Origin of the sequence: Chryseosolibacter indicum, assembly GCF_018598585.1 — a bacterium.
Lineage (GTDB): Bacteria > Bacteroidota > Bacteroidia > Cytophagales > Cyclobacteriaceae > Chryseosolibacter > Chryseosolibacter indicus.
Map to the genome: position 1 here is coordinate 18988 of NZ_JAHESD010000069.1, position 9407 is coordinate 28394.

The 9407-nt window shown below is 41.4% G+C and carries 9 protein-coding genes; 2 read left to right on the forward strand and 7 right to left on the reverse strand.

The window, feature by feature from the left end:
- Window positions 1–67: 67 nt before the first annotated feature.
- From KK060_RS21110 to KK060_RS21120, 4 genes are all read right to left on the reverse strand, one after another.
- Window positions 68–1180 carry an acyltransferase family protein gene (locus KK060_RS21110; RefSeq protein ID WP_254156040.1) on the reverse strand — a complete coding sequence of 371 codons (1113 nt, stop codon included), beginning with the start codon at window positions 1178–1180 and terminating at the stop codon, window positions 68–70.
- Window positions 1181–1332: 152 nt separating this feature from the next.
- Window positions 1333–1488, reverse strand: coding sequence for an aldo/keto reductase (locus KK060_RS25285; protein ID WP_367397529.1), 156 nt, complete (start codon window positions 1486–1488; stop codon window positions 1333–1335).
- Window positions 1482–2132: an aldo/keto reductase gene (locus KK060_RS21115; protein ID WP_254156042.1), complete on the reverse strand. Its 651-nt coding sequence runs from the start codon at window positions 2130–2132 to the stop codon at window positions 1482–1484. The genes KK060_RS25285 and KK060_RS21115 overlap by 7 nt, the downstream gene beginning before the upstream one ends.
- A gap of 22 nt (window positions 2133–2154) precedes the next feature.
- Window positions 2155–3138 (reverse strand): aldo/keto reductase, encoded by a 984-nt coding sequence (locus KK060_RS21120; protein WP_254156044.1) that lies wholly within the window; start codon window positions 3136–3138, stop codon window positions 2155–2157.
- Between the two features lie 152 nt (window positions 3139–3290).
- On the opposite strand from KK060_RS21120, the gene KK060_RS21125 reads away from it, so the two are divergent.
- A complete protein-coding gene (locus tag KK060_RS21125) occupies window positions 3291–4187 on the forward strand; it encodes a helix-turn-helix domain-containing protein (RefSeq protein WP_254156046.1) in 897 nt (298 codons plus the stop codon).
- A gap of 273 nt (window positions 4188–4460) precedes the next feature.
- Here the strand turns inward: KK060_RS21125 and KK060_RS21130 are convergent, their stop codons facing one another.
- Complete coding sequence (locus tag KK060_RS21130; RefSeq protein ID WP_254156048.1) at window positions 4461–5060, reverse strand: hypothetical protein; 600 nt, start codon at window positions 5058–5060, stop codon at window positions 4461–4463.
- 527 nt (window positions 5061–5587) lie between these two features.
- Here KK060_RS21130 and KK060_RS21135 point away from each other — a divergent pair.
- A complete protein-coding gene (locus tag KK060_RS21135) occupies window positions 5588–6712 on the forward strand; it encodes an adenylate/guanylate cyclase domain-containing protein (RefSeq protein WP_254156050.1) in 1125 nt (374 codons plus the stop codon).
- A 97-nt stretch (window positions 6713–6809) separates the two neighbouring features.
- Here KK060_RS21135 and KK060_RS21140 read toward each other — a convergent pair whose 3' ends face one another.
- Both KK060_RS21140 and KK060_RS21145 read right to left on the reverse strand, forming a co-directional pair.
- A complete protein-coding gene (locus tag KK060_RS21140) occupies window positions 6810–7718 on the reverse strand; it encodes a helix-turn-helix domain-containing protein (protein WP_254156052.1) in 909 nt (302 codons plus the stop codon).
- Window positions 7719–7729: 11 nt separating this feature from the next.
- Window positions 7730–8653: an alpha/beta hydrolase family protein gene (locus KK060_RS21145; protein WP_254156054.1), complete on the reverse strand. Its 924-nt coding sequence runs from the start codon at window positions 8651–8653 to the stop codon at window positions 7730–7732.
- Between the last annotated feature and the right edge of the window lie 754 nt (window positions 8654–9407).

Genomic DNA, 9407 nt, shown 5'->3' on the forward strand with positions numbered 1-9407 from the left:
ATTGCGACAAACCGAATGAAACACGTATTCTGCAAAAAGCTGAGCAAGAGCAATAAACTGGCTGTGGTCATTTTAGCTTTTTCCGCAACCAGGCGCGCACAGGTTCGTCATACCATTTTAGGCTTATATAAGCTAATATTATTGAGCCAATAAGAGTAAGCAAAGCATATGGCCATGCTTGTACAAGCGTTATTCCTTTATGATCACTTACCCATGCCACATAAAAATAAACAAGTGGGTAATGGACCATATAAAGCGGATAGGACAGGTCACCTAAGAATTTGCAAACTTTACTTTCCGCCTGCTTTTGTATCACACCGCTTGCACCAAGATAAACTATGCAAGGGAAAATAAATACGATGCATATTGCCTCATACAAACCATTCATCCATAAATGATTTGCGCCTCCTATGCGTGGCATAAGAAGCACGGCGACAATAAGAAGGCTGCACCAAAGAAAAGCGTTTCTAATAGAAACAGGTTTGGCTACCCGAGATAAAAGCAGGCCAGCAAAAAATGGATAAATAGTTCTTGTTAGTCCAATCCGCATATGCTCCCAGTTGAGGGTCCAACCACCGGCGACATCTCCTCTGGAGTTGGTAAGCACAAAATGGAAAAGGACTACAGCCGCGATAAAAACAAAAATAAATAGCCCTTTAATTGATAATTTTCGAAGTCCAACTGCATATAAAATATTTGCGATGTACTCGAAGAATAAAGACCATCCAACGCTGTTAAGCGGATGCATTTCCTGCCAGCCTCTGATATCCATTGATAATGGAATAGGTAGGAGCGTATATCCAATAAGCGTAACCAGGAGCAATTTCCATAGGGGTATGGTATGAATCAAAGGCCATATAGAGGAATCAGTAAAATAGAAACCAATGGCACCGAAGGTCATGCCAAGTACCACGAGAGGCTGAAGGCGTTCGAAGCGACGCCGGAGAAACCCACCAATAGTAAGCTTATTCCACCTGTCATTATAAGCGTAGCCGATAACAAAGCCCGAGAGCAAAAAAAAGAAATCAACAGCCAGGTAACCGTGATTAACAAGTTGAGTAAGATGACTTGTTGCGAGTGGTTCACAGAGGTGAAAACATACTACGATCAACGCAGCAACCCCACGCAGTCCATCCAATATTGGGTAGTGAGGTTTAGTTGCAAGTTTGTTGTTGTCCATCGTCGTCTAAAATAAATGATTACATTCTTGACGTGACAGTAAAATATGTAAAGATATGGTTGTTGTTTATAAACGGCGTGAAAGCACCTTGCTCTTGGCGTCTTCACCAACAACGTCTAGGCGCTAACTGTTACCTACTGTTTTCAAAGTTTTTAAACATGATAAATTAGTCCTCTACCTTGATCCAAGGATTTGATAGTTGTCATGTCATCGGAAGACAACGCAAAATCAAATACATTGAAATTTTCAACTATCCTTTCGGTATTCGATGATTTTGGAATGGCCACAACTTCTCTTTGGATTACCATCGCAGAACCACCTGGGCGATGCTCTTGTTATATTTGCCTGAAAGCGCTTTTAAAATTTCATTATTAAAAAGATTGTTTTTTCCCTGAGCAAAGGGGGCCCATGACTCCAACTGGATGCCTCGAGCTTTCAGCGCTTTCTGTATTTCTGTTTTTTGAGAAAATGGATGTGTCTCTACTTGATTGACTGCAGGTATCACACTATGCTGCGTTAGTAAATTCTGAATCTGATTCATGTTGAAATTACTTACACCGATGGCCCTTACTTTACCTTCTTTATACAATTCTTCCATGGCTGCCCAGGCAGAATTTACATCACCCTGCGGGAGATGAATCAAGTACAGATCAATATACTCAAGACCTAAATTTTTTAGCGATGCTTCAAAGGCGCGCTTTGTTTTTTCATACCCGAGATCATCGGGCAAAAACTTGGTGGTCACAAAGATGTCATCTCGTTTCACGTTACTTTTTTTAATCGCTCTGCCTACCGATTGCTCATTATGGTACGCCGCAGCTGTGTCGATCAGTCTGTAACCAATGCTTAAAGCATTAACCACAGACTGCTCGCAAGCTGAACCATTCCCAAGCAAGTAAGTGCCAAAACCAAGCAGCGGCATTTTTATGCCGTTATTTAATGTTATGTTCATTGCTTTGTAATTGTCTGTATGCTTACCTGCCTTGCAGGCCTGCCAGGCTCGCCGGATATCGTTCTCCGTGAAGGTTGATGCTGTCCAAAGCTTTATTGATGTTGACTAAATCATTATTGCTTAAGGTGATGTATGCACCACCTATGTTCTCTTCTAGACGCGCCATTTTTGTGGTTCCCGGAATCGGTACAATCCATGGCTTTTGCGCCAGCAGCCACGCCAACGCAATCTGTGCTGGCGTTGCGTTATGTTCTCCCGCAATCTTTATTACAAGGTCAACAATACTTTGATTTGCTTCGCGGTTTTCTTTGCTAAAACGCGGCATTACATTTCTCCAATCGGTCTTGTCAAATTCAGTCTCCGCATTCATCTTCCCCGTTAAAAATCCTTTGCCTAACGGACTAAACGGAACGAAGCCAATGCCCAATTCTTCAAGCAATGGAATGATTTCCTTTTCGGGTTCGCGCCAAAACATAGAGTATTCACTTTGCAGGGCTGCCACGGGTTGTACGGCATGCGCTCTGCGTATACTTTGCACGCCTGCCTCACTCATACCGAAGTGTCTTACTTTGCCTTCGGCAATCAGATCTTTTACGGTTCCCGCAACGTCTTCAATAGGTACATCCGGGTCAACGCGGTGTTGATAAAATAAGTCGATATAATCGGTTTGCAGATATCGGAGCGAGTTTTCCGCCACCTGCCTGATGCGCTCTGGCCGACTATTCAAACCATCTGTATTCCTGCCGTTTTTAAATCCAAATTTGGTGGCGATGATTACTTTATCTCGTACACCGTGCAGTGCTTTTCCTAGCAATTGTTCATTGGCGCCTTGTCCATACACTTCTGCTGTATCAAAGAAAGTAATGCCTGATTCATATGCTTTTTGAATGATTGCAATGGCATCTTTTTCGTTTGTTGCCGGACCATACCCATGGCTTAATCCCATGCAGCCGAACCCAAGTTCGGACACTTCTAATCCCGAAGTCCCTAATTGTCGTATTTTCATTTTGTATGTTTTTTGTTGCCCAAAATTGTGAAGGAAACGCAAGCGGTTTTGTATACAGATTACGGGTTTTCTTACCACTATTACTGATTGACAGGACTGTATTAAAAAGGCTTACTCTAATTTTTAATTTTGTAATGATAAATGAATAGGGTATGGAAGAGATTGTAAAAATTGACAGTATTGCGCAATATAACACCATGCGGGGCTTGACTACCAAACACCCTTTGGTTGCCGTGATTGATCTTTCGAAAGCGCTACCAATGCCCGCCAGGTCGTTCAACTTTGGTTTGTATGCTGTGGGGCTTAAAGAGTTGAACTACGGCCACCTGCGCTATGGAAGAAGTCATTATGACTACCAGGAAGGGAGTCTGATATTTGTAGCGCCTGGACAGGTGATAGGCGTTCAACCCGGTTTTGAAATATTTGCTCCGAAAGGTTGGGTATTACTCTTTCATCCCGACCTGATAAACGGCACTCCGTTGGGCAAACACATCCACGATTATTCTTTCTTTTCGTATGATGTAAATGAGGCACTTCACGTGTCGGACAAAGAGAAGAGTATTGTGATTGATTGCTTCTCGAAAATTGAGCACGAACTCGATCAAAATTTAGACAAGCACAGCAAACGGCTCATCGCATCTAACATCGAGTTGCTGCTTAATTACTGCATCCGTTTTTATGACCGCCAGTTCATTACGCGCGACAATGCAAACAAAGGAATTCTGGAACGGTTTGAACATTTATTGAAAGATTATTTTTCATCTGATAAACCGCAGAACGAAGGCTTGCCTTCCGTAGCGTATTGCGCCGAAGCCCTACATCTGTCACCCAACTATTTTGGTGACCTGGTGAAGAAAGAAACGGGCAGGTCTGCTCAGGAATACATACAATCAAAAGTGATAGATCTGGCGAAAGAGAGGGTATTTGACATGAATAAATCTGTGAGTGAAATCGCTTACGAATTGGGCTTTAAATACCCGCAGCATTTCACTCGTTTATTCAAACAAAAGACAGGCGTTACGCCGAATGATTACCGGATGATGAATTAAACCAAAGGGTTGTATTACTCTTGTTGGTGTTAACCAACAAGCAAGGTTAGGTTGGGATTCAGGCTGATTGGATGCATGGTTCCATTAACACATGCCTTTAGTTTTTACAGGTAGATTAGTATTGTACGTTTCTTGGTGAAGAACACCAACAAAGGCTAGAGTGTTGTATTGCTCTTGTTCGTGTTCACTTTCGTTAACGTATGCCTTTGGTTTTTACAGTGACTTAGTATTGCTCGAGTGCCCTGAAGAATACCAAAGGTTTTGGTTAAGAGCTTATTTGTGGCTAAACTTATCGCCTTCGTTAATAATCATTTCCAATTCTTGAGGATTCATATCTTGTATTTGATTATTAAATCTCCACCAAGGGTACCAAAGTCGTGTAATCATTGCTTGTGTGGAATTTGGAATTAATTTGGTTAGTTGTGTAAGTTCTGATTCGATTAACTCTTTTTGTCTTACTGCAATTCGCCTAGGTATTGCAATTATAAGTCCTTCCTGTATTGATTTAAATCCGAGATTATATAACTTAATATAAATGTCTGGAGGTACATTGCTTCTATCCACCTCATTCCAATCAGGTGCCCAAATTTCCGTATCGTAGAACTGTAGTCTTGATTCATTTTCACTAGTCCGATACTTAGTTGTCCATTTTATATTACTCTCTTCACTCCATGGCATCCTTCCGAATGCCAACCATTTATTTTCAAACTTGAAACTTTGGGATGTCTTTATGAATGCCTTTTCCTTTGTTAGCGTTAGAAGTTTTTCAATCGAAGGCATTAATAACTTCCAATTGTCCCATTTGTATAAGAACGTTTCTTTGTCCGTATTGATAACCCAAAGTCTATATCGCCTATAAGTCCACCACCTCATGTTGAGATTAAATTAATATTCTTCTGCCAGCATTTTTGAAAACTAAACTACAATTCACCTAAATACAGCCATAAGGTACGCAGTTCTAATTCATTTCGTCTTGCCAGGCCGTACTTTCTTCAGTAGGGTCTTCTTCAATAGACGATATAATATCGTTAATAGATTGATTGTCTTCAATTATTTACTGTTGGAAGATAAGTACCCATAGGCCTGCGCATGACGGCACATAAGGTGTGTCAGTACATTAATTTATTAATTATTTTTCTAATTCTCTTGCTCCTTGTTGTTAATAAATAAGTGAAGTGAGCGCGCGTGATATTATTTTATTTAACAATAAATGGCTTAGTATTGCAGGTTGTTGGTGAAGAACATTAACAAAGGCTAAAAGTCGAAGGTTGTTTGGTGGAAGTTCAATTTTCAAGTATTCTAAGAGAATACATTCATTGACACAAAAAGCGGTTAAGGATTTTCCTATATTTCCGCAACTGTCTATCCTAATCAAACTGCAATCAGAAGGTGTTAAACAGATGAGGGAAAAATTTGATTACACGAAACTAGTTAACCGATTTGCGTCGAAGTTTCCGCTTATATCCTATGTAGGGATCCAAATAAATTTTTGGATCGTCGCCAATGTATTGGTTATGTATATAATGCATACCACATCACGTTTCATTGGTCAGACGTTTCAAGTATCTGTCTCCGGACCCTTAACACCGCTTCTGCTAATTGCATTGTTTATGGGCGTTGCATATGGCCTGATCCTCGGCCCAATGCACTATTTTTTAGATCAGAAATACTTCAGGAACCTTGCGCTTGGAAAAGTTATCGTCCTAAAAGCAATCACCTCCCTGGGGGTTCTTATACTTATCTTCTTTCTCTTAAAACATGTATTATTTGCCTTGGTTATGTCACCTGCTATACCCGAAGATTATAAAGTGCTGAGTGATGAATCATGGGGCTTACTTTTCCGGCTCTTCGTCATTTACTATTTCCTTATGACACTGCTGATCAGCTTCATCAATCAAGTGAATAAGAAATATGGTCCTGGCATTCTTCTGCCGTTGCTTCTTGGTAACTACCGAAATCCAAAAGAAGAACATCGCATATTTATGTTTATGGATTTGAAGTCTTCGACTTCTACAGCCGAGAGGTTAGGGCATTTAAAATACAGCTCATTTATCAGAGACTGCTTTTTAGACATCAATAGTGTGCTCCATCGTTTTCGCGCACAAATTTATCAATATGTCGGAGACGAAATCGTTGTGACCTGGCCTGAGAGTGATGGACTAAAAGATCACTTTTGTGTTCAATTTTATTTTGCTTGTCAAGAGGCATTTCAGAATCGATCAGCATACTACATGACAGTATACGGTCTTCTTCCTGAATTCAAAGCCGGAATCCATACGGGTGTTGTTACAACCGTGGAAATTGGCGATGTTAAAAGAGACATTGCTCATCATGGCGACACGCTAAATACAACGGCAAGAATACAGAGTATTTGCAATGAAAAAGAGAAGCGTTTCATCGCTTCAAAAACGTTACTCGACAAACTTGGCCCCCATCATAAGATGCAAACACAGGATCTTGGTAAGGTTCTGTTGAAAGGTAAATTGAACGCGGTTGAGTTGCTTAGCATCGATGGGTGGAGTTAAGCTAGTCGTGATTACAGCCCGTATGAATTATTGTAGTAGTCACACTCCGAGGTTAAATCCGGATTTCAAATAATTAGCAACGGCAACCTTTTCACCGCTAGTTGAAAGATCGTCGAAAATCTACTGGCGACGAGTTCGTTTTGAGTTTGAAGAATTTGCTGAATGATTGCGGATGTTCGAAGCCCAGTTCGTAAGCAATTTCGCTCACTGACAATTTAGTTGTTGACAGTCTTTCCTTCGCTTTTTCAATAAGTTTATTATGGATATGCTGCTGCGCATTTTGGCCCGTGAGCGATCTGAGCATGTCACTCAGATAATCTGGGCTCACGTTCAAATGATCTGAGAGATGTTGAACGGTTGGAAGTCCATGCGTTTCCTCAGATTTGAAATAAGCATCAAGTAACTCTTCTACCCTTTGTAGCAGGTCGTTGCTAACTGCCTTGCGCGTGATAAACTGGCGGTTGTAGAAACGGTTCGCATAATTTAAAAGCAATTCAATTTGTGATATCACAACATCCTGGCTGAAGTGGTCTATTCTTGCTTTTAATTCCTGCTCTATAATTTTGAAAACCGAAACAATTGTTTCCTTTTCTTCTGTAGATAAATGCAGGGCTTCGTTTACTGAATACGAAAAGAAACCATATTCTTTTATTTTCCGTGCGAGCGGATAGCCGAGCAGAAAGTCTGCGTGAAAAAGTAACGTATAACCTGAGTGGTCAGCAATGTGACCAGCGTGCCCGGTGATTTGATTTGGCGCAACGAAGAACATACCTCCTTCATCAAAATCATAGAACTGTTGCCCGTATTTAAACTTTCCATGAAAATTCATTTTGTATGAAATCTTGTAAAAGTTTAAAACGTGAGGACTCGGCAGTCTTTCTAAGGGAACATTGCCTTCCGCGTTGTTTACCAGGGTTACGAGAGGGTGGTTAGGTGCTGGCATACCCAGCACCTTATGCACCTTTGATAATGATTCAAATCGATTGTTCGATGTTTCATTTTTCATACTACTGGGGATTACTTGCTGTCGATACGACCCTTAGCACCGGCTACATTATTAAGAGCTTTCTTTGTCTCCTCCCAACTGTTGTCTTTTGGGTCGAGTGCACTGCGAAGATACGATAAGATTGTTTGGCAAACGAAATCAACGCGTTCGGGATTCTCATCGGATGTTTCGAGCGCATCATAACCTGAAATCCCTCCAAAGATGTGTTCGGCTCCGAATACTGTGAACAAATCTTTGGGACCAGGACTTAGGTGGTAGGCATCTTCACGCCAATTATCCAAATCGGAAAACATCGGATTTTTGTCTTTGTCTCCGTTTACTATGAGCGCAGGCAAATCCATTGTGGTGTAGTCTGTTCCTGCTAATACAGGAAAACGTTGTCCTGCAGAAGCGTTTAATCCTTCCGGACCACCAGGTGCTCCGATAAGCACCCTTGCCTTCAGCCTTGGTTCGGCAAAGTTGACTTTCTTTCCGGTAGCAGGGTCAGTGACTTCCATACCTGCTAGCATGCCCATTGTGTAACCACCTAATGAATGACCTATTGCAGAAACTTTGCCCTTGTCGACACGGCCGCTTAAGCCTGGTACTGCGGAAATGATTTTGTCTATATTATCCAGAATGAATTTCATATCATTTGCTCTTGAGCTCCAGAACAACGGTGCTTCTGGCAAAGAGGGTGAAAGTTTTAACGCCTTTGAATTTTGATGCGTTGGTTGAATAACTACAAAGCCGTTCGATGCAAAGAAATCTACCATGGGTCCATATCCTCTGTAAGAAGAGAGGAAATTCGAATTGCCGTGGCCGTGAGAAAGAAGAATCACGGGTAGGTTGTTGCCAGTTGATGGAGCGGAAACTTTCATTTCAAGATTAACGTGACGTCCGGGTACAGATAGTACAATAGGACTGAAAGAAAAAATGGGAGTTTGTGTTTTCATTTTGTAATGTGTTTGTTGTTTTGGCCGGATGCTAACGTTGCATGATGCTGCGAAAAAAATGCAATGAGCGCATGCAAAAAGCAGTGATCCAGAAACCTGCTTTTGTGACTGAGAACATCGATGCTACTGGCCGCGATGTTCATTTTTGGTGGCGCTTTAGTTTGACATATTTTCTTGATTTAACTATGACAAAGTTCGTTGCACCACCGCGGCGCTGCGTAGCCAAAGCAAGGCAATGCGTAGCCAAAACCAGTCACTGGCCATTTCGCTATTGAAATTGACAGGCTCTGCTTAATTTGATAAGTGCCGGGTTTGCAGGATTACGTTTCTCCCTTGCTATTTTATTGAAAAGCTCAGGTTTGCCTAGTGGAAAGTCAGTTCAGGTATTCGGGCAGGCTGGCGATCTGCTACTCGGTGGTGGCAGGAGCTAGGGGATTGCTGTGTTGCTCTTCACTGTTCATACCAAACAAGCAAGGTGAATTTGGATATCGGAGCCGACCTCATGAAAGTACTTTTATCTGATTGTTGATACGGTTAGATGCTATGTACGTTTGTTGGTGAAGAACACAATAAAGTTTAAGGGCTAAGAGTATATACCTGATGCATTAGAAACGGGTATAATTGTGAACTTGTTAACGCTAGCATATAAAGCGTGCCGGCAGACGAAATTAATAATCAAACATCAAAATCTGCCGGCATGATTTATATGCATTGTTATGGGCTGCGCGTCTCAGTTATCTATGACTAGTATCTT